The 24,938-nt window shown below is 44.0% G+C and carries 23 protein-coding genes; 13 read left to right on the plus strand and 10 right to left on the minus strand.

Annotated elements, in window-relative coordinates:
• Positions 1-86 precede the first annotated feature (86 nt).
• The 7 genes from IP510_RS10315 to gmk form a co-directional block, all read right to left on the minus strand.
• Positions 87-800 (minus strand): hypothetical protein, encoded by a 714-nt coding sequence (locus tag IP510_RS10315; RefSeq protein ID WP_194364722.1) that lies wholly within the window; start codon positions 798-800, stop codon positions 87-89.
• Between the two features lie 163 nt (positions 801-963).
• Entirely contained in the window at positions 964-2,091 is a 1,128-nt protein-coding gene (locus IP510_RS10320) for a cation diffusion facilitator family transporter (RefSeq protein WP_413786483.1), read from the minus strand.
• Between the two features lie 258 nt (positions 2,092-2,349).
• Positions 2,350-4,638: a primosomal protein N' gene (locus tag IP510_RS10325; RefSeq protein WP_194364725.1), complete on the minus strand. Its 2,289-nt coding sequence runs from the start codon at positions 4,636-4,638 to the stop codon at positions 2,350-2,352.
• A gap of 122 nt (positions 4,639-4,760) precedes the next feature.
• Positions 4,761-5,141 (minus strand): RidA family protein, encoded by a 381-nt coding sequence (locus IP510_RS10330; protein ID WP_010201437.1) that lies wholly within the window; start codon positions 5,139-5,141, stop codon positions 4,761-4,763.
• A 152-nt stretch (positions 5,142-5,293) separates the two neighbouring features.
• Positions 5,294-7,492, minus strand: coding sequence for a RelA/SpoT family protein (locus IP510_RS10335; protein ID WP_194364727.1), 2,199 nt, complete (start codon positions 7,490-7,492; stop codon positions 5,294-5,296).
• 358 nt (positions 7,493-7,850) lie between these two features.
• Positions 7,851-8,111, minus strand: coding sequence for a DNA-directed RNA polymerase subunit omega (gene rpoZ / locus IP510_RS10340; protein WP_057761396.1), 261 nt, complete (start codon positions 8,109-8,111; stop codon positions 7,851-7,853).
• Positions 8,112-8,285: 174 nt separating this feature from the next.
• Positions 8,286-8,912: a guanylate kinase gene (gene gmk / locus IP510_RS10345; protein ID WP_194364729.1), complete on the minus strand. Its 627-nt coding sequence runs from the start codon at positions 8,910-8,912 to the stop codon at positions 8,286-8,288.
• 397 nt (positions 8,913-9,309) lie between these two features.
• On the opposite strand from gmk, the gene ispH reads away from it, so the two are divergent.
• From ispH to IP510_RS10400, 11 genes are all read left to right on the plus strand, one after another.
• Positions 9,310-10,266: a 4-hydroxy-3-methylbut-2-enyl diphosphate reductase gene (gene ispH / locus IP510_RS10350; RefSeq protein WP_194364730.1), complete on the plus strand. Its 957-nt coding sequence runs from the start codon at positions 9,310-9,312 to the stop codon at positions 10,264-10,266.
• 25 nt (positions 10,267-10,291) lie between these two features.
• The gene (locus IP510_RS10355) at positions 10,292-10,537 is read left to right on the plus strand and encodes a hypothetical protein (RefSeq protein WP_194364732.1); all 246 of its coding nucleotides are present in this window, start codon (positions 10,292-10,294) and stop codon (positions 10,535-10,537) included.
• Between the two features lie 27 nt (positions 10,538-10,564).
• Positions 10,565-11,380, plus strand: a complete 816-nt coding sequence (locus tag IP510_RS10360) for a thioesterase family protein (RefSeq protein WP_194364734.1) — start codon at positions 10,565-10,567, stop codon at positions 11,378-11,380.
• Between the two features lie 614 nt (positions 11,381-11,994).
• Positions 11,995-13,962 carry a molecular chaperone HtpG gene (htpG, locus tag IP510_RS10365; protein ID WP_194364735.1) on the plus strand — a complete coding sequence of 656 codons (1,968 nt, stop codon included), beginning with the start codon at positions 11,995-11,997 and terminating at the stop codon, positions 13,960-13,962.
• A gap of 311 nt (positions 13,963-14,273) precedes the next feature.
• Entirely contained in the window at positions 14,274-15,752 is a 1,479-nt protein-coding gene (locus tag IP510_RS10370; RefSeq protein ID WP_194364736.1) for a C13 family peptidase, read from the plus strand.
• A 110-nt stretch (positions 15,753-15,862) separates the two neighbouring features.
• Positions 15,863-16,753: an S-formylglutathione hydrolase gene (gene fghA / locus IP510_RS10375; protein ID WP_194364738.1), complete on the plus strand. Its 891-nt coding sequence runs from the start codon at positions 15,863-15,865 to the stop codon at positions 16,751-16,753.
• Between the two features lie 270 nt (positions 16,754-17,023).
• Entirely contained in the window at positions 17,024-17,272 is a 249-nt protein-coding gene (locus IP510_RS13920; RefSeq protein ID WP_320154199.1) for a TIGR03643 family protein, read from the plus strand.
• Between the two features lie 113 nt (positions 17,273-17,385).
• Positions 17,386-18,075, plus strand: a complete 690-nt coding sequence (rpe, locus tag IP510_RS10385; protein ID WP_194364739.1) for a ribulose-phosphate 3-epimerase — start codon at positions 17,386-17,388, stop codon at positions 18,073-18,075.
• A 170-nt stretch (positions 18,076-18,245) separates the two neighbouring features.
• Entirely contained in the window at positions 18,246-18,599 is a 354-nt protein-coding gene (locus tag IP510_RS10390) for a hypothetical protein (protein WP_413786484.1), read from the plus strand.
• A gap of 109 nt (positions 18,600-18,708) precedes the next feature.
• Entirely contained in the window at positions 18,709-19,020 is a 312-nt protein-coding gene (locus IP510_RS10395) for a hypothetical protein (protein ID WP_194364741.1), read from the plus strand.
• A 220-nt stretch (positions 19,021-19,240) separates the two neighbouring features.
• On the plus strand, positions 19,241-19,552 hold the full coding sequence (locus tag IP510_RS10400; RefSeq protein ID WP_194364743.1) for a hypothetical protein: 312 nt from the start codon (positions 19,241-19,243) through the stop codon (positions 19,550-19,552).
• Between the two features lie 142 nt (positions 19,553-19,694).
• Here the strand turns inward: IP510_RS10400 and rpmG are convergent, their stop codons facing one another.
• Both rpmG and rpmB read right to left on the minus strand, forming a co-directional pair.
• Positions 19,695-19,850 carry a 50S ribosomal protein L33 gene (gene rpmG, locus IP510_RS10405; protein ID WP_010201403.1) on the minus strand — a complete coding sequence of 52 codons (156 nt, stop codon included), beginning with the start codon at positions 19,848-19,850 and terminating at the stop codon, positions 19,695-19,697.
• 128 nt (positions 19,851-19,978) lie between these two features.
• Positions 19,979-20,215, minus strand: coding sequence for a 50S ribosomal protein L28 (gene rpmB, locus IP510_RS10410; protein WP_194364745.1), 237 nt, complete (start codon positions 20,213-20,215; stop codon positions 19,979-19,981).
• Between the two features lie 484 nt (positions 20,216-20,699).
• On the opposite strand from rpmB, the gene IP510_RS10415 reads away from it, so the two are divergent.
• Positions 20,700-22,766 (plus strand): Ig-like domain-containing protein, encoded by a 2,067-nt coding sequence (locus IP510_RS10415; RefSeq protein ID WP_194364747.1) that lies wholly within the window; start codon positions 20,700-20,702, stop codon positions 22,764-22,766.
• Between the two features lie 205 nt (positions 22,767-22,971).
• Positions 22,972-23,892: a formyltetrahydrofolate deformylase gene (gene purU / locus IP510_RS10420; RefSeq protein ID WP_227669659.1), complete on the plus strand. Its 921-nt coding sequence runs from the start codon at positions 22,972-22,974 to the stop codon at positions 23,890-23,892.
• 94 nt (positions 23,893-23,986) lie between these two features.
• Here the strand turns inward: purU and IP510_RS10425 are convergent, their stop codons facing one another.
• Positions 23,987-24,778 (minus strand): inner membrane protein YpjD, encoded by a 792-nt coding sequence (locus IP510_RS10425; RefSeq protein ID WP_194364754.1) that lies wholly within the window; start codon positions 24,776-24,778, stop codon positions 23,987-23,989.
• Positions 24,779-24,938 lie beyond the last annotated feature (160 nt).

Genomic DNA, 24,938 nt, shown 5'->3' on the forward strand with positions numbered 1-24,938 from the left:
GGCTCCTTAAAAATTGAAATAAAGTAAACAATATAAAATAGAGAGGATTAAAAAAGTACGTTTGAAAAATATCGCGCTAATACTTATTATTTTTTACGATAAATTTTCCACACACCATTGTCTGCAAGGGGGTTGCTATATGCATCATTACGACGTTTGCGCGGTGTCTGCCTGCTATCGACAATCTTAAAGTCAGGTAGTGCATGTACGATGAGTCCAGTACGATAGAAACGTACGCGCTCAGGCTCTAACATCTCACCCTTAGTATCACGGCAAAAAACGTAAGCACGCAAATCGATAAACTCACGATGAGCCACCAAACGCGCCTCATCATCGTTATCGAGTACCGCTGTCATGCGCACAATCTCATCATCACTATAGTGTCCACACTTATCAGTCAATGCACCTACTGAGCCAAAGCTTTTGGATTCTTTGGCGTGAGTTTTTGTCAGATGCAAACGCTGAACATGATAGATAAACTGTGGTATCTCTAGGCTGGCTGGTAGCGGCAGGTAATCAGGTGGCAGATTGGCCGCTGGGTAAAAGGTGTTTGCGCGCTCAAGCAGACTATTCCACTGCTGCTGATAGGTCTGCACTTCAGCCAGATTGCCCTCATAGATTGGCATATCGCGAACCTGCCTTAGAATATCAGGTGGGAATTTTTCATTACGAAAATTGGCAATGTCTTCTTGCAAGGTTGATAGCAACGCTTTGGCATATTTTTTGCCAGCTGTCGACGTAGGGTCATCGTTACCATCAATATGGCTGGGGGCAACAAAGGGAGCTGAGCGTCTAGACATAGTAGGAATTCATTAAGTAAACGTTAATAAGTTATTTAAATATACAGCAATTATCGTGACAATATGCCAGTCGCGCTGACTTTTTCGATATTTTAACATGCTAGAACAGCGTTCGTGTTTAAGGCGTGTTTGATAATTCACAAATAGGCACTGCAATATCTATTTAATGTGAGTGCCCGATATGGCCACCTGCTGTTTTTATTGGGCGCTCTGATATGTCACAAACGAGAGTGTCGCTATGAAGGCTGTTTTGTGGATGCGATGAGCTTTCAACTTGGATAGTGGCATGATGAATGCCTAATGTTAATAGGCTTTGTTCAAGACTGGTAATCAGGATACTTGACTCATGAATGCTCATTTCACCATCGACCACCACGTGACAAGAGAGTGCATTAAGTCCGCTAGTAATGCTCCAGACATGGAGGTCATGCACCTTTTGTACTTGAGGATGCGCGAGTAGTTTTTGCGCCACATCGACTAGCGATATATTGGCAGGCGTGCCTTCCATTAATATATGCACAGAATCACGTACGACACGGTAGCCACTGACTAAAATAAGCACGGCAACGATGACAGACGCCGCCGCATCTGCCCATATCCAACCAAACGCTATCATCAGTAAAGCTGCGATAATGGCAGCAACAGAACCTAATAAATCGCTCAATACATGCAAATAAGCACTTTGCATATTAAGGTTAACGGGTTCTGTATTACTAGGTTTCTGCTCTGCGACCTTAGCATCATCCGTACCATGACCATGACCATGATCATGCGACTCTCCACCTTGGTTGCCTCGGTGCATAAGCCATGCGACCAAGATATTAACCAACATGCCGACAGTGGCAACGATCAGCATCCCTCGGGTCGCAATGTCTGGCGGGGCGTTAAAGCGTTTAATCGCTTCATAAAAAATCATCAGAGCGATAATGACGAGTGTCGCGCCATTCAACATAGCGACCAGTATCTCAAAACGCTTGTAGCCAAAGGTTTTTTGATGGGTGGCGGCTTTTTCACCAATTTTGAATGCCATGAGGGTTGCACCTAGCGCTATCGCATCGCTGAGCATATGCCCTGCATCAGACAGCAGTGCCAAGCTTCCTGTTAGCCAGCCACCAATCGCCTCAATGAACATATAACCTGTGATGATGACAAAGCTAAAGAGTAAGGTGCGCTGATAACCTCTGGTATCTTGTGATGCTATCGTCTGCTCTAAATGCCCATCATGATCGTGGTTGTCTTGAGCATTAGGGGTGTAATGATGCTCAGTATTATCTTTTAGATGGTCAGGCATATCAGTGCCCTTATTCTGATGAGTGTGAGAATGCGCTTTGGCGTTTGAATTTTTTTGATTCATAACGACACTCAAGTCTGCTGATTGATGTGCTAATTAACCAATACTCAAAAAAAGTGTAGGGGCTTTATCGCATAATATTTGACTATAGCTATAAATTTAACATAGCCAAGTATCAGACGCTGTAACAACGAAGTAAATATGCAGGTGATAGAGGAAAGAGGCAGTGATATCGGCTATTCGATTTGTATATTAGGGTTACCAGCCGACAGGGTCGATGTCCAAGGTAAGTTTGAGATACTTAGCACTTGGCAAGGCTAGAACGGGTTGCCACCATTGATTCAATACATGGTGCAGCTGCCGCCGGTCTTTGGCTAAGAGCAACAGCTGTGCATGATAGCGGCTGTTCTTTTTGCTCATTGGTGCATCAATAGGTCCGAGGACAGCGAGATTATGAGCATGTGGCAAATGAGCAATGGCATCTTTGAGTGCTTGCGTGGTGGCTGCTAATGTTTTGCCTTCACAGCGTATCAATGCAGCATGGCTATGAGGCGGTAAGCCCATCATTTTGCGCTCTTGCAGCAGCTCGCGAGCAAATGACAAATAACCGTCTTTGACCAGTTTTAACAGCAGCTCGTTATCAGGTTGCAAGGTCTGGATTAAGACGCGCCCAGATTTGTCACCGCGCCCTGCACGGCCTGCTACCTGAATCATGAGCTGCGCGGTATGCTCTGGTGAGCGAAAGTCTGCTGATAAGAAGCCTCGATCGGCATTAGGCAAGCAAACCAGCGTGACATTGGGAAAATGATGACCTTTAGCGACCATTTGCGTGCCGACCAATATGGCAGGATTGCCTCGATTAATTTGCTGATAGATATTCTCCCAGCTGTCTTTGCGCCTTGTGGTATCACGGTCGATTTGAATAATCGGATAGAGCTCTTTGCTGGTTTGGGGATTGGCAAAGATGGCATGTAGGTTTTCGCTGAGCCTTGTGGTTCCCATACCTTTGGCATCTAGATTTTGACTGCCGCAATCAGGGCAGACAGTAGGAATGTAGGCTTGCCAATCGCAGTGATGGCATTTCAAATAAGAATTGGCTGAATAGTTGCTGTGCTGAGATCCGCTGTTATAGTGAACGGTCAGATGAGCGTCACAGCGCGGGCAGTCCGCCTGCCAGCCGCACGCTTCGCACAATAAGACAGGCGCATAGCCACGACGATTCAAAAATATTAATACCTGATCGCCTGCTTCTAGTGTTTGTTTGATTGCCCCAATCAAGGCGTCTGTCAACCCTGTATCGTAGCGCGCACCATCATCTTGTGCTTGCTGATGAGTGCTTTGCAAGCGTGCATCGATTAGCTGCATGGTTGCAGGTCTGGCATTGCCAGGACGAGTCAGCAGCTGACATTCTACCAGCTTGCCATCATCGACCAGTTTTAGATGCTCAAGAGAAGGCGTTGCCGTACCAAGCACAACGGGGATTTTGTACTGATGGCCGCGATAAAGTGCGACGTCAGCGGCATGGTAACGCAGTGTGTCTTGCTGCTTATACGAGCCATCATGGGCTTCATCCACGACGATGAGTCCCAGATTAGCAAAGGGATATAGCACCGCTGAGCGCGTACCAATAACGATTTGAGCATGTCCCGTACGGCAGTCCTGCCAACCTTGCAAGCGATGGGTGTTGGTCATCCCAGAATGTAATAAGACAATATGGGCGGCGAAGCGACTGGCGAACCGTGCACGCGTTTGCGGTGTCAGCCCAATCTCTGGTACCAAAATCAGCACCTGTTTGCCAGCTTCTAGCACCGCTTGCATCGCTTGCAGATAGACCTCAGTTTTGCCACTGCCAGTAATACCATTTAGCAGAAAACCAGTATAGTTCTCGGACTCATGTGCAGCAATAATCGCGTCGACGGCAAGCTTTTGCTCATCATTGAGATCAAGTGGCATTTTTGCCAGTTTAACGGGAGCAGGTGCTTGTTTGTGCTCGATATAGCGCTCGATAAGACCTTTGTCTTCGAGCGTCTTTAGGAAGGTTCGCTGCATACCTTCTAATAGCAGGACATCTTCACTCGCGCCATGCTGACCATGTAGCTTTAGCATATCGAACTGCTGCTTTTGCTTTTTTGCGTTGGCACGAAAATCATCATCAGTGATATGCGTCAGGATTCGCCAATGCGTAATCAGTAAGTCTAAGGGTTTGCCTTGACGAACGAGGCTTGGCAGAATAACGGATAAGACATCACCAAGCGGATAATGATAGTAACGTGCCAGCCAATAGGTAAGAGTTAGCATACTAGGCTCTAGTATAGGCTCAGCATCCAAACACTGATTGATGGGTTTTATTTTATTGATGGGTACGCTGCTGTCTTTTTGATCGACATGAGCGATTACGATGCCAATCAATGTCTGACGACCAAATGAAACCTCAACACGGCTACCTATCTGTGGTAGCGAGGCATTTGGCAAACCCTCCATATTGGCCGGTAGGCTATAGTCAAATACCCGATAAAGGGGAACAGGCAGGGCAACTTGTACCAACATAAACGGCTTCACAGGTTTATTAGAGTAATCTTGTTTTAAAATAAAAGGGTAGAGACCAATAAGCTTAGCATGATGCTAAGCTTATGATGGATCGACTTATAGAATAGTACTGACTATCGGTCTTATTCAATATATAGGATAGACTCGATTTCGACCACACCGCCTTTAGGCAAAGCAGCGACTTGTACGGCAGCGCGGGCAGGGTATGGCTCGCTTAGATTGGCAACGAATACTTCGTTTAATACCGCAAAATCACTTAAGTCAGTCAAAGACACATTGAACTTAACCACGTCATTTAGACTGCCACCAGCGGCTTCACAGATCGCTTTGATGTTTTCAAACACTTGCTCAGCCTGTGCTTTAAACCCTTCTCTCAATTCCATGGTCTCAGGATCAAAACCCAATTGACCTGAAATATAAACAGTATTGCCGACTTTAACCGCTTGAGAGTAAGTACCGACTGCTGCAGGGGCTTTATCCGTTTGGATAGTTTGACGAGTCATATGATGTCCTTTTGGTATTTTATTGGTTGGTTTGCTACTGAAAGATAGCAATGATAGGTATCATTACTGTCGAAAATATCAACATCTCGACAGTATATATTTTGGTCTGACGAAGTAAGTACCTTGTAGTTAATCTCGCTAGACAGACAATATTATAATTGATATAGCCGTATGATGTTAGGGAACCCTAACAATGAACGTAGTTCACGAATACCTTGCGCCAAATGATTGCGACTACGGACAATGATATGCAGGATGGTATCCGTGCTGCGTACATCGACGGTTTCTACCCCCATATTCAACTGGCGTAAATGATAGATAACTTCACTGATTTGCTCGTCGCTAAGCGCGATAGACAGCTTAAGATAAGCTGGAAAGCGAATTTTACCACTGTTTTTTATGTCGAGCTCACTGATATCACCTTGCTTCACAGCATTGTCGCTACGCCAGCGGAGTTGGATAACTTGATAAGGGTTGTCTTTACGAATGTCATCTAGCGAGAAGCATTTGTGTCGATGGACGACCAGACCATGGCGTGATAAATGTCCAACGATCGGATCACCATAGATCGGATGACAGCAATTGGCAAAATCAAGCTCAACCCCAGAGGCATTAGCAATTAACTGCTGCGGCTGTGTCATGTCATCGCTATACACTTTTGCATTTAAATCACTGACTTCATCATTAAATAATCGGGTGACGACCAGTTGCGGCAAGAGTGTGCCCGAGCTTATCTGTTCAAACAATGCGTCTTTTTCAGTCAATCCGCGCCATTCGGTCAGGTCTTTCCAATCGCTGTCTGTTAAGACATCGAGACTTTTTTGATAGGTTTTGAGTGCCCGATCCAATGCTTGACGTCCATGATGCTGTTTGTCAGCAGCAGATAGGTCTTTGAACCAACGCAAAATCTCTTCCCGCGCTTTATTGGTGACCACAAACCCTAACCATTCCGCTTTTGGTTCCGAATGGCTATTGACCTCAATCTCGACCGTTTGGCCATTTTGGACTACTGTACCGAGCTTTGCAGGCTTGTCATCGATATTGGCACCGACGGCGACATTGCCGACCATAGGCCCAACGGCATAAGCGAAGTCTAACGCTGTGGCACCTTGTGGTAGCTCATAAGCTCGGCCTTTTGGGCTATAACAAATAATTTTGCTAGAGTGCAGATAATCCATCAGCTCATTGATAGTAGAAACCGCTGCCGAAAAATCGGGGTTATTCTGATTTAAATTGTCTTCATCGACCAAGTCTTTCATATTACGTAACGATGCTTGGATAACGGATTGACTGACATCGGAGGCATGTTCTGCACCAATGACACCCAGTCTCGCAGCACTCTGCATTTGCTTGGTCAAGATAGTCACTTTGACAACATCATTGTCACGCTCATAGATCAGCGTCAGTGATTGATTGCCACCTGGCAGTGGCCTGCGGATATTATCCGCGATGTGCGTATCAGCAATTTGATACTTTTTAATCAGGTAATACGCAAGCTTGTCACACGACTCGATATTATCCAGGACAATCTCAAACGCATAATGGCGTAGTAAGGTGTTTATTTCACCGCGGTTTCGAAAAAACTGGCGATAGATAACAACCTGATTGTCTAAGACCTTGACCAGTCCATTGAGATCCAAATTATTAAGGACAATGCTCAAATAACGGTGAATAGACTCTCTTTGGAAGTTGCGCCCAAGTCCATGCTGTAGCAACTTATCAGATAGCTTGCTATACATCTCAGAATCAAGGTTGCGATAACAAAGCACCTCGATATAATCAGCGATATCGTTCAGACCCATGAGACGGGCAAAGGGCACATAAAAGTCCAAAGTCTCCTGAGCAGTGGTACGCTGTTTTTCAGGACGTACCGCATCAAGCGTCGACATATTATGCAGGCGATCAGCCAGTTTGATAATCAAGACACGCGGATCAGCCAGTGTGGCGGTCAGAATCTTATGAAAAGTCGCGGCTTTGTTTTGCTGTTTATTGTGTGCAGAAGATTTTAATTTGGTCACACCATCGACCAGTCTTGCAACTATTTTGCCATAGCGCTGCTCGATTTGCTCGTCACTGACATCAGTGTCTTCGACCGTGTCATGCAAAATGGCAGCGATAATCGTGTTTCGATCCAAGCGAAAGCCAGCCAATATCTCAGCAACTGCAATCGGATGCGTGATATAAGGTTCCCCTGACTTACGCTTGTCTTTGATATGCGCAATATCGCCGAACTCACAGGCATCAACAATATCACGGCGTTCAGCAGCAGTCAGATAACCCACCGATCGTAGCAAATTATATTGAGCATCATCGACAAGGTGATGACTGAGTTTGGGTAAGGTTTGACTCATAAAGTGATGATCCTGTTTCCACTACCTACTTAGCTTAATCATTTATCAACGTAAATGATGACGGACTGCTGGCCTACCAGACAAAATCTAAAAACAAATAGGCTATTCTCTAATTAATCGCAAATTGTTGTCAATGTCAACTGATAAGCGAGCGTGCGCTATAAAAATATAAAAATTCTAACTTAATGGTCTATATTGCAGAGCAAGCGGTTGCCGTAATAGCCAATGCAGTACAGACACAACCAAAAAACCACAGCTTATGCTGTGGTCTCTATGGTCGATCAAGGCCTGTGTCCATTTTATAGAGCCATTATTCACTCTATAGCCTGCACAAAATTTACCTTATCAAAACAGCTTCTTAGAAGCTGTGATCGCCTGACAATGCTAAATCTAATGAACTAGTAGCAAAGTTATGCTCTGGCTGATTTAGAATGTCGCGTGTGATTTTGCCAGCGGCAATTTCACGTAGTGCTAATACAGTAGGCTTGTCATTATCAACATCAACCAACGGCTCAGCAATGCCTTTTGCCAATTGACGCGCGCGCTTGCTTGCGACCAAAATTAGCTCAAAGCGATTATCAACATTATCCAAACAATCTTCAATCGTCACTCGTGCCATAAACAGCTACCTCGGTTGTTTTTATTAGTGATGGACTTTGCCCGCCACTCAATAAAAATAATATCAAAAATATAAAGGGGGATAGCTAAATATTATAGCATTTTTTGCCAACTCGCGTAGTTGCTTTTTATATCTACTTATCAGATAAGCCCTAGATAAGCGATATTGACCAGTTTACTCCTCTACTTGATCATTTAGCAAGTTACTAATCGTGCGACGATAACGCTGCTGCTGGCGCGCGAGTGTCTGTCTATCTGCCACGATAATGGCCTTTAGCTCAGTCAGCGCCACTTCAAAGTTGTCATTAATAATCACAAAGTCAGCATGCACATACTGTGACATCTCGTTCACGGACCCTGCTAGACGCTGCTCGATCACTTCTATGCTATCTTGTGCACGAGTCGATAAGCGCTGACGTAAGGTGGCGAGACTGGGCGGCAAGATAAAAACCATTGTCGCTTCAGTAAAGATTTTTTTCACTTGCAACGCGCCTTGCCAATCAATCTCTAAGATGACATCAACGCCTGCCTCTAGCTGCGTACGCACGCTTTGCTCTGACGTCCCATAATAGTTACCAAATACTTCTGCGTGTTCGAGGAACTTGTTTTCGCCGATGGCTTTAGTGAAGCTATCCACGTCGGTGAAATGATAATGATGACCATCGAGCTCACCGGGGCGCGGAGTGCGTGTGGTATGAGACACACTGACCGTTAAGTCGTTGGTGGTGGCAAGCAGTTGCTTAACCAGTGAAGTTTTGCCAGTACCTGAGGCGGCAGTGATAATAAATAATGAACCTGTCATACAGTCTGTCCTAGTAAGATATGTGCTAGTAAAGTATGTCCGAATAAAACACCAAAAGGGGTGGTCTTGGTTGTTTAAAACTGGAAAAAAGAAAAAATGCCATCATGTATGGCGATAGAAATCATGATTGATGCCTCATTATAAACTGCTATGTACGTTGAAGCAGGTTTTGTACGACAATTTAGCTTATTTTTATTGATGCTTTCAAATGAATGTCTGTGAAATGAGGCCACGCGCTCGTAGCAAAATTATTAAAGATTGTGCTGAGCGTGTCGCTATTTTCAAGGGCAATAAAAGCAAATTATGCTAAAGTAGGGCATTGGTTTGTATCCAACTTTGACATCAAAGATTTCAATCACAAGCTTTACCCATAAATTATCCAATGATAGGCCTTCTTATGCAAATTTATCTTGCCAATCCACGCGGTTTTTGTGCTGGTGTAGACCGCGCGATTGCGATTGTTAACGAAGCATTAATACGTTTTGAGCCACCTATTTATGTCCGTCACGAAGTCGTACATAACAAGTTTGTGGTGTCAGACTTGGCCAATCGCGGTGCGGTATTTGTCGAGGAGCTGCATGAAGTACCTGATGGTTCTATCGTTATCTTCTCCGCGCATGGCGTCTCAAAAGCCGTCGAAGATGAGGCTGAGCGCCGTGATCTGACGGTGTTTGATGCTACTTGCCCATTGGTAACCAAAGTACATATCGAAGTGGCTAAGTTTGCACAAGATGGCATGGATGCGGTGTTAATCGGACATGCAGGACATCCAGAAGTAGAAGGCACCATGGGGCGCTTTAATCGTCGCCACGGTGGGCAGATTCATCTGGTTGAAGATGAGAGCGATGTGGCCGCATTGAGTGTGCAGGATGCTGAGCGTTTGGCATTTGTGACCCAAACGACTTTATCGATGGATGACACCGCTCGTGTGATCGATGCGCTACGTGAAAAGTTCCCTAGTATCCAAGGCCCTAGAAAAGACGACATTTGCTATGCCACCCAAAACCGCCAAGATGCGGTCAAAGACTTGGCCGGTCGCTGTGAGGTAGTGCTAGTCGTTGGCTCGCCAAATTCATCAAACTCTAACCGCTTGCGTGAGCTAGCAGAGCGCATGGACTGCCGTGCCTACTTAATTGACAATGCCGGTGAGATGAACAGTAGCTGGTTTGAGGGTGTGCAGAGTATTGGGGTGACGGCGGGCGCGTCAGCCCCCGAAGTGCTTATCCAAGAAGTCTTGCAACAGCTGCAAGACTGGGGTGGAGATTTGCCAAGTGAGCTGTCAGGTATTGAGGAAAACGTGACATTTAGCCTACCAAAAGCCCTGCGAATTCCAGTGACCCAAGTGGGCAAATAATACCTATTTATATGAGCAGGTTAGGATGAAAAAGCAAAACAGTAAATTTGTATTGGCAAGTGCCACGCTCGCTGAGGTGAATACACAGCTGAAGCTCAATATGTTTGCGACGGTGGCTGTGGTATTTGTACTGATTATGAATATCATGAAGTTTATGGCGGACAAAACGGCTTTGTATGCCGTACTGACCATGGTCATGATTGTGTTATTATTTTTTATCAGAAAGACTCGTGCCATTCTCATGCTAAGAAAACACGAGCTGACTCAATAAATAAAACGTACAACGTATAGGACAGTCATGACCGCTTACTACAAATTTATCAAACGCGAACAGCCATCAGAGGGCGTCAGTGTGGCGCACTACCAGCCAACCTTTCATGCACAAGGTGCTTGGAATGAGCATGAGCAGCACATGGCACCAGCCACCGGTTTGCTGACTGCTGAGCTAAGTGGTTTTGCCCCGCAAGCCAATATGCGTCTTGCACGAGTGAGTTTGGATATTTTGGGGCTCATACCGCTTGGTGATTTTACGATTACTACGCGCTGTATTCGTCCGGGCAAAACCATTGAGCTGATTGAGTCAGTAATGAGTAGCCGTGGCCGTGATGCGATCATTGCGAGGGCGTGGCGTCTGATGACCCAAGACACGAGTGCGATTGCAGGTCTTGAAGACCAGAACGCACAGCATAAGCCTGAAGACTTGCCTGTTTGGGATGATATGAAAGGCTGGCCAGGCGGTTTTATCAAAAGCGTGCGTCTGGTGGCTGAACCCGATCGTCGCCCTGGCCGCGGTATGGTATGGATTACCAATGATGTAGATATGATAGAAGGCGTACCAACAGATGACGTCGTGCATCTACTGGGCATGGTGGATACTGCCAATGGTGTCGTACCAAGATTGGGTCTGGGATTATCCAAACTAGAGTGGATGTTCCCTAATACGGACTTGCAGATTCACATGCACCGCGCGCCAAAAGGTCGTTGGCTGGGTCTTGAAGCAGTACAGCAATACGGTGATGATGGCATAGGGCTGACCAGTGCCGTATTGCACGATGTGTATGGGCCTTTTGGACGTAGTGAGCAAATCCTCACCATTCGTCCGATGCCGCGCTAACCATTAATTGCAATAACCAATAAGTGTTAAGCAGTCTACGAATCAGAGTAAACCATATTGTTTTGCAAAACAAAACAATATGGTTAAATCAATTAATTATACGAATGACTGGTAATGGGGTTTAATAGTAATCAACAAGATAAAGTAGATTGATTTAGAAGTTTGCTGATGTATTGGGGAATACTATGAAATCAAAAGTTACTATGAAAACAGACAGCCATTTTTCAAGTAAGCTGACGACCATTTGGGATTTATTGATAGAAGCTTACTCAGAATAAAGTTTAATATAATTTTGATACAAGGAAACCAAGTGCAAGTTATACATTAGTATGCTTAGCGAGGATGACGATGTAGCGGATTTATATAGACTTGACTATATGCCTTTTTTAATGATTATGTGAGTATATGGCTCACAAAAAACACCGCCTTAGCGAACTAAGGCGGTGTTTTTTATTGATTAACCCTTTTACGCTTGAAATTTTCTTTGCTGCCCCTATTAGTATAGACAGTTTAACGATATTACATCCGGCAAGTCTTCTCATATTACGAAGGCTGTCTTGGCAAATGTATCGTTATCTGATAATAGGTCTTTCATAGAATTTAAAGGAGTTTTTATGAGTGAAGCAACTCAAGCTGAAGGTCTGAATCCAGAACTAAAAAAACATACGTTTGAAGCAGAAGTGGCGCAATTACTGCATTTGGTCACGCATTCGCTATATTCTAATGCTGATATTTTTGTCCGTGAGCTCGTATCTAACGCCTCCGATGCTTGTGATAAATTGCGTTTTGAAGGCACCAATGATGACAGTCTTTATGAGGATGACGGCGAGCTAAAAATCCGCATCGCCGTCGATGAAGACGCTAAGACCATTACCTTTACCGATAATGGTATTGGTATGAATGAAGCCGATGCTATCGAAAACTTGGGTACGATTGCCAAATCAGGTACCAAAGCATTTTTGGACAAATTGTCTGAATCACAAAAGCAAGAAGGCCAATTAATTGGTCAGTTTGGGGTTGGTTTTTACTCAGGCTTTATCGTGGCTGACACCATCAGTGTCGAATCACGCAAAGCAGGCGAACCTGCGGATACAGGCGTACGCTGGGTATCGGATGGCACAGGCAGCTTTACCGTTGAGCCTATCACCAAAGCCACGCGCGGCACGGCAATCACTTTGCATCTAAAAGAAGAGTATTCTGAAGGCGAAGACAGCTATCTAGATCGCGCTAAAATCAAGCAATTGGTCAATAAGTACTCAGATCACATCAGCTTGCCAATTCAGATGCGTAAAGAAATCTGGCAAGAAGACGTAGCCGAAGATGACAGCACTGATGAACAAGCGCCAGTAGGCGGCGAAATGGTGCTGACTGATGAGTGGGAAACCATTAATAAAGCCAGTGCTTTGTGGACACGCTCAGGCTCTGAGATTGAAGACGATGAGTATGTCGACTTTTATAAAAACATCTCTTATGACATGGATGCGCCGCTGACTTGGACGCATAACCGTGTTGAGGGCCGTGTACAGTACACGCAGCTGCTATATATCCCTAAAAAAGCACCAGTAGACTTATATACTCGTGACCAGCAGCACGGTCTAAAACTGTATGTGAAGCGCGTCTTTATTATGGATGAAGCGGAGCAATTGCTACCGATGTATCTGCGCTTTGTGAAAGGGGTGATTGACTCAGCTGATTTGCCGCTAAACGTCAGCCGTGAGCTATTACAGGAGTCTCGTGACGTAAAGTCTATCCGTGACGGTAACGCACGCCGTATCTTGACGTTGCTTGCTAGCCTTGCCAACAGTGAAGATGCTGACAAGCAAGAAAAATTTGCTCAGTTCTATGCAGAGTTTGGTGATGTTATCAAAGAAGGTGTGGGAGAAGATGCGGGCAATAAAGAACGTATTGCCAAGCTACTACGCTATGCAACCAGCACACAAGATGGACTGACTACCAGCTTTGAAGACTATAAAGCCCGTATGAAGGAAGGCCAAAAAGCCATCTATTATCTCACGGCTGATAATCTAGCAGCGGCGAAAAACAGCCCACAACTTGAGCTATTCAAGAAAAAAGGCATCGAAGTTATTTTGATGACTGGTCGTGTCGATGAGTGGGCGATGAACTTCCTAACCTCATTCGATGAGACCCCGCTTCAAAACATCGCAAAAGGCGCTGTAGATTTAGGCGACTTGCAGGATGAAGCAGAAAAAGCGGAAGCAGAGAAAGCACAAGAAACGCTAAAGCCGATAGTCGACAAGCTAAAAGCTGCTCTTGGCGAGCGTGCCAAAGATGTCAAAGTATCGACGCGTTTGGTTGATAGTCCAGCTTGCTTGGTGGTTGGTGAAGGCGAGCTGTCACCACAGATGATTCAGATGCTACAGCAAATGGGTCAAGATGTACCAGCGAGTAAGCCAACGTTAGAGGTGAACCCTGATCATCCGCTCATCAAAAAGCTTGAGACTAGCGAGCAATTTGATGATTTGGCACAAGTGATTTTTGATCAAGCATTGTTGGCAGACGGCGGTCAATTAGAAGATCCAGCCGCTTACCTAAAACGCGTCAATGAGCTATTGATGAGATAATGTTTGGTAATTGATGTAAGAGGAGGTCTTGTACGCAAGACCTCCTTTTTTTATTCGAATTTTTGAGCGAATTTTACAAATCAGCCTTATCCTCTTAACCGACAATCCGTTACAATCGCGATAGATTAGCACGCTAAAATATTAAGGGTAGCTAGTCGTCTTCTATAAACATTCCATCGTGAATTCAATATAAATAGATGTCTATAAAGCCGTGCACAATATTACAAGTCGATTGCTGCAAACGGTGGTTATATTAGGACAGTTATCATTGGGTCATTTTATTTTTCTCGACTGGCTAGAGGTCTAAGTCTTTGTCACTTACGTCGTTAAAAACCGTGTCACTTCAGCGCTTTTCGCTAAATTTCGCTGCCAATATTATTGCAACCTTATGGATGCTGGTTGGCTCCACACGTGCCTTTTCTTGGGTCAAACCCACCTTTATACAGTTTGCCGTATTTGCGCTATTGGCACTCGGTAGCAATGTCTTGTTTTCTTGGTTGGCTGCTGAAACGGGCAGTATGTTTAATGAGCAGGGTCTGGTCAGTTATCTGATTTGGCCGATGATTATTTTATTAAGCGGTATCATTTTGGCTCGGCGAGCCAGCAATCAAACATTGGTGTTTGTACCTGTTGTGCTGTGGCTAGTGGCTGATACATTATCAGCGCTACTACAGAGCTTGGTGCAGTTCTTTGGTAGCTATGGGTGGTTATCAGAGTGGAGTTACTCGTTTTTGCCAGTACTGTTTTTGGTATTGTTCTTATGGCAGACGCTGGCGCTATTATGGATTTTTTCGCGCCGCCTACGGATACCATGGTGGGAGCGCGTTATTATATTGGTTGGTGCTGTGGCGCTGTTGACTATCTGGCAACGCAATGTCGCTGATCAACCTATATTTAAGCAAATTCCAGTAGAGCCTGTCTTAGAGGAAGCTGCACTATACGAGCAGCCGCGTCTATTGCAGCAAGCACTGAACAGTATAGACCCAAGTATCGATGGCAAGACCGACTGGTACTTCATGGGAGTGGCCGGGTTTTCTGATCAAAACGTCTTTCGTTCTGAGATTAATAAAGTACGTGAGCTGTTCGATGTGCGCTTTGGCACCAGTGGGCATTCACTGTCATTGATTAATAATACCTATAGCTGGCTAGATGAGCCGATTGCAACCAAGACCAGTATCTTACGTGGCCTAAAGAAGATTGGTCAGCAGATGAATCCTGATGAAGACGTGTTGTTTTTGACACTGTCCTCTCACGGCAATGAAGATATCGTACAGCTAGAAAATCCACCGCTTGCGATGGACAATATAGAGGCGTCATGGTTGCGTGAAGCACTTGATGCTTCGGGAATTCGCTGGCGTGTCATCGTTGTGTCTGCCTGTTATTCAGGCTCATTCATTGACGATCTGGCATCGCCGACCACCGTGGTGATTACCGCATCTGCTGCTGATAAAGCCTCATTTGGCTGTACCAACAGCGCTGAGATGACGTATTTTGGTCAAGCATTTTTTGCCGAAAGCCTACGTGAAAACACCAGCTTTGAGGCCGCATTCAAGGATGCGTCATATCGAGTACAAGAGCGTGAGCTGTACATGGGCTTTGAGCCATCAGAGCCGCAAATGGCAGTAGGTAGTCTGATGGAGACAGCGTTGCCTGCATTTGAGCAAGTGTTGTTTGACAAAGCCCGTCCATCGGTTGCCAGTATCACAAGTAATAGCGTCTCTACGATCAATGCATCATCTGGCAATAGGGCTGATGTATCACTAAACAGTATAGAGGTAGTTGCTCCATAGAATGTATATGGGTCTTACGAGCAGTGCTTTAGGCAATAGAGCTATCAATAAACACTATCAGTCGCTATCTATAACCGCTGATCTTATTTTGGATAAAGAGGACATCATTCATGCATACATCTTATAGTCATAGTTTGCTCACCAATAAACAGCTTACACAAAAAAGTGTGAATCGCTGCTTTAACGGCGAGCAGCATTATTATAGTCATGAGTCGACATCGACTAAGACGTCAATGACGTTTAGTATTTATCTACCTGATGAAGCATTGGCTGGGCGACGCTGTCCTGCGATATTGTATCTTTCGGGTTTGACCTGTAACGCTGACAACGTCACTCACAAGGCGCATTTCCAGCAAAAATGTAGCGAGCTTGGCATGATATTAATCGCACCTGATACCTCGCCTCGCAGCAGTGAGGAAAGCGATGTACCCAACGACGATCGCTATTTTGTCGGTCAAGGTGCCAGCTATTATGTTGACGCAACCCAATCGCCTTGGTCGGATAATTTTAATATGCAAAGCTACATCGTTGATGAGCTATATGACTTATTGCGCTCTGAGTTTCCTATCCATAGCATTGGTGTCACAGGGCACTCGATGGGTGGTCATGGTGCATTATTACTAGGATTTAAGTTCCCAAGTAAATTCGTCAGTGTATCCGCGTTATCGCCTGTGTGTGCGGCCAGTGAGTCGGCATGGGGCGTGGCGGCTTATACAGAGTATTTCGGTGATGATGAGTCGCTATGGGCGCAAGCAGACGCCTCAAAGATGATTGAAAAGGTTGGTCAGCAGTACTCAAATATTTTGGTGGATCAAGGCGGCGCTGATAACTTCTTAGCAGAGGGTCAGCTGCAGACATCCAAACTACAAGAGGCTTGTACAAAAGCCAATCAGCCCCTAACATTACGTTATCAGGCGGGTCATGATCACAGCTATTACTTTATTCAAACAGTGATTAACGATCATATCGAACATCATTGGCACATGGCTCAACTGAGCTAGGCTGCTAAGTAGACAACCGTAATACGTGTTTTCGATATCCCATTTCATGCTCAAAAGGTGATTTTTATGGCAAGTTATCAAGATTTGACCGCTTCTAATTCAAAGAATAAGTCAGCAGATACTAGTTCTACAAAAGCGACTATGCAAGCTGATATGGATGCAGCGCTAAAAGACAAGCAGCGTAATAATGCCGCTAGCAGCAGCGACGCATTACCTCGACTCAAGTCAGATGAGTTTATTGCAAAAACATTTGACGAAGCGGGTGATAGAGTGCTTGATGAGACACAAATATCGCGTGTGATAGAGATGGCGTGGGAAGACAGAACGCCGTTTGGTGCGATAGAGCATAGCTACGGTCTCGATGAGACGGGTGTCATTAAACTCATGCGTCAGGAGCTCAAGCCATCGTCTTTTCGCTTATGGCGTCAGCGAGTCAGCAATCGTGCGACCAAGCACGAAGCAAAACGCTCATTTGAGGTAGGCCGCGCCTATTGTAAGACTCAGTACAAGCAGCGTTGATTGGTTGAGTATTAAGTACTTGAAAGCTTTCGAGTACTCAGTAAGTAATCCAGTTAAAATTTTCTTTTTAATTTATCAATATTTTATATAAACATGAATTAGGTAGCTCAATTATGATCAGTCCTGCTAAGCCTTATCTTATTGCACCATCAATCCTTTCAGCTGATTTCGCACGGTTGGGCGAAGAAGTGGAGAAGGTATTAGAGTCGGGTGCCGATGTGATTCATTTTGATGTGATGGACAACCATTACGTACCCAATTTGACGTTTGGTAGCATGATTTGTAAGGCGCTGCGTGATTATGGGGTTGACGCGCCAATCGATGTACATTTGATGGTCTCACCTGTTGATAGTATGATTGAGCAGTTTTTGGAAGCGGGTGCGAGTATCATTACCTTTCATCCAGAGGCCAGCGCTCATATCGATCGCTCACTGCAACTGATCAAAGATGGTGGTGCAGAATGCGGTCTAGTACTGAACCCAGCGACGCCGTTACATTATCTAGACTACGTCATGGATAAAGTGGATCAAATTCTACTCATGAGTGTCAACCCAGGCTACGGTGGCCAGTCATTCATAGAGGGTACTTTAGATAAAGTTCGCCAAGTCCGTCAGCGCATCATTACCAGTGGCCGCGACATTAGATTAGAAGTGGATGGTGGTATCAAAGCGAGCAACATCCGCGCCATTGCTGAAGCGGGTGCTGATATGTTCGTTGCTGGTTCTGCGATATTTAACCAACCAGATTATAAAGCGGCCATTGATGCCATGCGTGCAGAGCTAGCATTGGCTAATAACTGTTAATAATTGCTAATAGCCGTCAATCACTGCCATATGGTGTAATAACCAAACAGGTCCAATGCTATTAGATCAAAAAGTCTTAAAAATGTGCTGTATAACTTATAACGATGCCTAACAGCAAGTTACGTAAAGGTAGGTAGAATATGGACACGCAAAAACCAGTCAAATCATCAATGCCGTCTGACCCTGTGATAGGCAACGAGCAGCAGTCATCAGCCAACGGTGAAGAAAAACATCGCAGCTTAGTCCCGAAAGGTATAACTATTGGGCTAGCTATGTTTGCGCTTGTACTTAGTTTGGCAGGTTATGGCTTTCGCCTAATGGTGGGTGATGATGTAGGTATGGTACTGCGGCATGCTGCGGTTATCGTGCCTGCCTTTATGTTAGGTATTCCCCTGTTTTTTTGGGTGGGTTCTCGCATACTTAATAAAGTTAAAGGCTTGCAGATAGAGAGTTGGAATGCCATCAGCTTGGGCTATTTGACGTCTTGTATATCGATGCTATGGTTGATGGGCACTTATAGTTAAAGGCTTTCGCTGCAAATAGAGTGTTCCTTCATACATATAGCGTTGTAGTTTTTTTTATATAAATTTTTAATCATTAAGCCATGCTTTACAAGTATGGCTGGAATTTCATATGCGAATTGTCCCTGCCAGTATTGCCAATATTATTTACCCAAAAGACTTACCAAATGGTTTGTTTACCAGCTTAATCATCGCTTGCTTACTCATAGGACTGGCCTCACTTCGCCATGGTACTGACCTGCAAGGTTGGCTAAATGTCATTGAAAACTGGCTACTGATGCTGTTGATACTACCTACCGCGACGGCCACTGTGGCATTACCCTTTAAGTATCGGGATCCGACCCTTGAGCTAAAGCTGGTTTATTACCTTGGGATGTTTGTGGCTTTCTTATTTACGTTAGGAAAGTTACGTTATTGGCACTAATTTCATGCAAGTCACATCGGATTCAAGCTGCGATTATGTCAAAGACTTATATCACAGCCCTTGAATTACCGTGTCAAAGCGTCCATTGTATGAGTAAGACAGATTTCCCCGCGTTACTGTAAGATGATAGGTTTGCCAAATGCAATTTCTATAATGAATAGCTTCTTCGCAATGACTATCTCGTTTGCACGTGACGAACGGGACAATAAGGAATACATTAATGCCATATGATATCGATAATGAGATAGAATTAGATAACGAGAGTAGCGATCAATTTGCAGGATTTGCCAAAGAGACCACATTAGAGTTGGTGGAAGCGGATGACGGTAGATTGCTACTGCGTGACGCTGAGCAAGACGAAGCACCACTGATGACCATTGATTTTTCTGAAAAGCTGAAAGAGCTACTTGGTAGCGATACGCAGGCGATTGGTCAGCATATGATTCATGCCGCAATTCAGGTCATTATGCAAAAGCAGATGAGCCAGTGGCATGCGCATGTCTATGATAAAGAACCAACACATTATAGCTAGTCTCAAATACTGCTACTTTTTGATACTTTGGGGCTCGTCAGTACAAGCTATAAATATTCAGATAATGACAGCCACAAAAAAAGGGTTTATCAATTGATAAACCCTTTTTTTGTTCAAATAATACCATTGGTTAAAATAGTAATTACTTGATTTTAGCTTCTTTAAAGATCACATGCTGGCGTACTTTTGGATCAAACTTTTTGATTTCCATTTTGCCAGGCATAGTGCGCTTGTTTTTGGTAGTGGTGTAATAATAGCCAGTACCAGCTGTTGATACTAATTTAATTTTATCTCTCATGATAGCTTTCCTGTAAATGAGGGGTCTTCAAACGATAGGTATGTGTCTAAAAGAGCAAGTTGCCACAACGAATGTAGCAAAACAGCAGCCAAAATGATGAGAGTCATCACTCAGCTGCTATTCTTAACTTAAACTTTTTGACCTTGTGCGCGCATATCTGCTAGCACTTTATCGATACCAAGTTTGTCAATGGTGCGCATACCTTTGGTAGACACACGTAGACGTACAAAGCGGTTTTCAGACTCTACCCAAAAACGATGGTGGTGAAGGTTTGGTAGAAAGCGACGACGGGTTTTGTTGTTTGCATGCGAAACATTATTACCCACCATAGGGCGCTTTCCAGTCACTTGGCAAACTCGAGACATGGCGAACTCCTAATCTATGAGGTATGAGTTTTTCTCATACCAGTCTGGGCAAATTGCACGTTTTTGCGGCATGGACACAGCAAGCGGCAGCTTTGCACCAAACAAAACTATATGAAGGTTGAGCTGGTATTACTGTTATCTAAAGGCAAATAACAGGCTGACCAATTCAGAAAATTTTAAAGCCGACATTTATACCATAAAATAGATGAATACTCAAATATTTTTATAATTATTGTCGATTTAAAGGATGGCTATTATACCCTGAAATGAACGCTCTATGTTGTTGATTGTTTAATAGTAAAGATTAATTTTTAGTTGTAACTTATAACAAAAGTCAGTAAAGTTGCTGTTATATATTTAATACAATCTGTTAATACATCTAGCATTAATGTAAATCTATGTATCATTATCAGTCTCCCTTGATTCTGTGTAATGGTTTTTGCCTATTTGCTCGAATAAATTACTGCTCATGCGGAGTTAAAAAATGTCATATTCTTCACTACCTACGTCCAAGTTATTTCAGCTGACAGCCCTAACCTTATCACTGGCCTTGGCAGGTTGTGGTGGCAGCGGTGGTACTGATACGATTGCTCCAGAGCCTGATTTAGGGGTAACGATAGGTACTGATGATGGAGGCGTAGGTAGTGGTGACATTGGAGATGTCCTCAATGTTAGTACGATATCTCTACTAGATACAAATGCTAATATAACTAGAGTCGTTTCTATGTCGGGCGTTACCGCTCAAGTAGTTGTTACTGATTCTGAAGGAAATGGCGTGAGTGGTGCGCTCGTAACATTTAGTGGCGACGGTGTACAGTTTGGTACATCTAATGGGGCAGTACTAACTAATGCTGATGGTGTAGCAACAACGTCTGTCGTTCCATTGTCCTCTACTGACACTGGTAGTTATAGCTTGTCTGCGACAGCAACATATGATGATGTGAGTGTAACTACTGCTAGCTATAACTACTCATTACAAGCAGTTAATATTACGTTAGTGAATTTTGCTACAGGCGAAAACACTCTGGAGTCTGGTGGCTCTACAATCGTTACTTTGCAAACTAAAGATACAGTAACTGATCAGTTTCAAAATGATGTAACAGTCAATCTGACATCAACTTGTGGGTCATTTGAGAATGCTAGTATAACTTCTTCCAATCAAGGAAATGTGAGCGCCACTTATAGCTCAATAGATAGTAATGGTAATTTGTGTGAAGGTCTTCAAACTATTACCGCAGTCTCTGCGAGTAATACTTCGTCCTCACAAAGCGTTAACGTCAATATTAAATCTATTGAGGCAAGCTCTATCGTATATACGACTACTAACTCTGTCGTACTAGGTGCAAAAAATAGCGGATCTTCTTCGTCTAGCCAAATAGAGTTTACCGTTTATGCTAACGGCGTGCCTGCAGCCAATCAAGACGTTACTTTAGATTTAATCAAGTCACCAAGTGATTTTAATTTCGTCTCACAAGGTAATAGAGACTCAAAACCTTTAAAAAGTAACTCTCTAGGAAAAGTAACAGTCAATCTATATCCTGGGAATATTCCAGGGCCAGTAGAAATTCAAGCGTCGTTGCAGTCAAATGCCAATACTTTTGCACTAGCAAAAAATATATCTGTTGCAACAGGACGTCCTACTCAGAACGGCGTGACATTAGCCATAGGCAAAAACGTTTTGGCTGACAATGCCATCGATTCTACCAATATATCGGCATATTTAACGGATCGCCAAGGTAATTTTGTTCCAGATGGTACTGTTGTAAGCTTTGTGGCCGAAGGCGGTACAGTGACGCCAAATTGTGCAACAGTAAGTGGTAATTGCACAGTAACTTTTACATCGCAAAACCCTAGACCTGCAAATGGTCGTGTTAGTGTCATTGCTTATGTAGAAGGTGACAAAGCTTATTCAGACCTCAATGGCGATAATGTCTATACCGTCGGTATTGATGATCTATTAGACAATATTGGCAACTTTTTCCGCGACGATAATGAAGATTTAAAATATACGCCAGGTGAATTTGTTTATAAAAGAGGTGAGCAACAAGGTGGCGATCAAGCGACCTGTGCAGCAGCAACGTTGTCACAGCCTAATTTACCGAACTTTATAGTAGGTGATGATACTGATGCCACCCAGTGTGATAACTTATTACCAACAGTGCTACGTAAACAGGTCATTATGGGCTTTGCTAACGATACACCAACTTTCTATAATTATAGTCAGGTGTCTGGGTTCGTCTCTTTCGAGATGTATGGTAATAGCGTGAGAACAGTTTCTATGCCATCCGGAACGGCTTTGAGTCTGACAGTTAAAGATAATACCGATAACGGTGCTACTTGTGAGTCCGAGATTGCCAGTGGTAATATTACAGTACCAAACCTTGTGAATTTAAATCGTGTAGATAGTGCTGCTAATCAAAACTACTTTGACGGTAGTAGCGAAGTTCGTTATACAGTATCAACAACTGGTTGTGCTGCTGGCGATAGTATTAAGTTATCAGTTGCAACTCCATCACCAACTTCAAAAACAACAACTGTTCAAATTTTCTAAAAATTTTCTTTTGTTTAAAGAGTGAAAAACCCCCAACCCTGCGTTGGGGGTTTTTGCGTCAACCTTCTAAACAACCAAATCAACCGAAATAACCAAAAACAACCAACTCGCTCAGCAAAATATCGCAAAAAAGATTAAAATAACCGGTTTACTATGCTGTCAGCATGTTTTCAGCAACCAGTCATCATTTAATATCGGGCGAATTATGTCAGACAATATCAAAACCTCTCCATCATCTAATACCGCTTCTCAGAGCAAACAGCTCCCTAGCACTATTGATACTGCCACGCTTTCGATCAAATGCAAGGATCAGGCAGGTATTGTACAAGCCGTGTCAGAATTTATTCACCGCTATGGCGCGAATATCATCACCCTTGACCAATATTCAACGGCTCACGAAGGTGGTCAATACTTCATGCGTTTAGAGTTTGCCTTAGCAGGTCTGAGCGATATTATTGATAACTTTGAGGCGAGTTTCGCCCATACGGTGGCCAAGCGTCACAATATGGCTTGGCATCTACACAACAATGCAACCAAGACCAAAGTTGGTATTCTGGTCTCAAAGTTTGATCATGCGTTGCTCGACTTGTTATGGCGCCATCAGCGTGGCTTGCTCGATTGCGAGATTACCTGTGTGGTCAGCAATCATAATGATCTGCGTCAAGCGGTAGAAAACTTTGGTATCACCTTTCATCACGTACCAGTGACCAAGGACAACAAAGTAGAGGCAGAAGAGCAGATTCATAAAATCATGGCGGGCAATGACTTACTGGTATTGGCGCGCTATATGCAGATTCTGTCGTCTGATTTTGTCAAACGTTGGCCGATGCAAGTAATTAATATTCACCACTCGTTTTTGCCTGCGTTTGTTGGTGCAGATCCTTATCGTCAAGCCTATGACAAAGGCGTGAAGCTAATCGGCGCAACCGCGCATTATGTCACCGCTGATCTGGATCAAGGGCCTATCATTGAACAGGATGTGCACCGTGTGACGCATCGTCAGGGTGTGGTAGAGTTACGTGCTATCGGTCGTGACATCGAGCGTAATGTACTGGCACGCGCTGTGAACTGGCATGTACAAAACCGTGTGATTGTGGCAGGTAATAAGACGGTGGTTTTTAACTAAAAAAGTCAGTAGAAAGTTAAATAAAAAATGCGGTCGGTAACTATTGCTACCGACCGCGTTTTTATGACGCTGTATCTGACCTATATGGGATTGACTATAGCAGCATCTCTAGCACAAACTTGCTACCCACAAATCCAATCGCTAATAGAATAAAAGCATAAATGGTGATATTGGCGGCACGTTTGCCGCGCCATCCAGCACGCCAGTTGCCAAGTAATAGCGCGCCGAATAATAGCCAAGACAGTAGGCTAAATACCGTCTTATGAACGATATGCTGTGTCATCAAGTCATCTACATAAATGAAGCCAATGCCCAGTGCCACACTCAGCAAGACAAAACCTACCAAGATCATATCGAACAACAGACCTTCCATGCTCTGCAATGAGGGCAGCTTATTGACCCAAAATCGATGAATGGTATGATGTTTAAGCTCACGGATCTGTAGACGCAAAAATAGCGCTTGTACGGCAGCCATTAGCAAGACGCAATAGGCCGCCAGTGACAATAAAATATGGGTTTCAAGCCCGATACTGATATTGGTAATTGGCTGATAAGGGGCGCGGCCGATATAACCGATGGTCATACCTATGAGTGCTGTCGGTGCTGCTAAAATGCCGAGGCTAATGATAGGGCGGTATAAACTAAACAACACGTAAAACAATAAGAAGAATAAGCTGATCAGGCTAATCACATTGAACAGATTGAAGTTCAGACCATATAGCGTAACGACATAGGGATACAATAAGGCGGCATGTGCGAGCATCCCTACCAGTAACAAGCCCAAACTGCCGCTTTTGTAGATAGGTTTATCCCGAACGAGCGCCCAACCAATATAAACGCTGACTAATATGTAAATCAGGCTAGCAAGTAAGAATGTAAGGTGCACAGGTATAAAACCTCATCTTTACTGAGCGCAAAATAGCCGCTCAATGTAACGCTAAAGTGGTATTATCGGAATGATTAGAATAATTGTCCAATTTATCATAAAATGGGTACCAATTGAGTGCCATCTTACGTATTCCTGATAAATGCTTGACGCGTATAAT

The sequence above is a fragment of the Psychrobacter sp. NG254 genome (genome assembly GCF_015277735.1).
GTDB lineage: Bacteria > Pseudomonadota > Gammaproteobacteria > Pseudomonadales > Moraxellaceae > Psychrobacter.